The sequence below is a fragment of the Bradyrhizobium sp. CCBAU 11434 genome, from assembly GCF_028128895.1.
Taxonomy (GTDB): Bacteria; Pseudomonadota; Alphaproteobacteria; order Rhizobiales; family Xanthobacteraceae; genus Bradyrhizobium; species Bradyrhizobium zhengyangense.
This window is the reverse complement of the sequence record NZ_LBJX01000012.1, coordinates 1-242: the sequence shown is the minus strand read 5'-3', so window position 1 is coordinate 242 and position 242 is coordinate 1. Positions and strand designations below refer to the sequence as shown.

1 protein-coding gene is annotated in these 242 nt (G+C 62.8%); it reads right to left on the bottom strand.

The annotated features are described in order from the left end of the window. A partial coding sequence (locus XI06_RS12800) for a PAS-domain containing protein (RefSeq protein WP_271605468.1) occupies nt 1-242 on the bottom strand: 242 nt, incomplete at both ends.

The window sequence follows — 242 nt, the reverse complement described above, 5'->3', positions numbered from 1 at the left end:
CGCTTGCGCAAGTGCCGTTTCGGTGCGGTGCTGCTCGGTGATGTCCTCATGAGTCGCGACCCAGCCGTTGCCGGGCATTGGGCGATGCCGGATGCGCACGATGCGGCCGTTTGTCAGTTCGACCGTGGTGTCCGAATCCCCGGTGATGACGGGAGAACTGTTGCGCCAGACCAGATAGTCTTCCTTGGACATCCTGGGGGCGCTGCCCACGGCATAGCGCAGATCGACGATGTCGTTCAGCT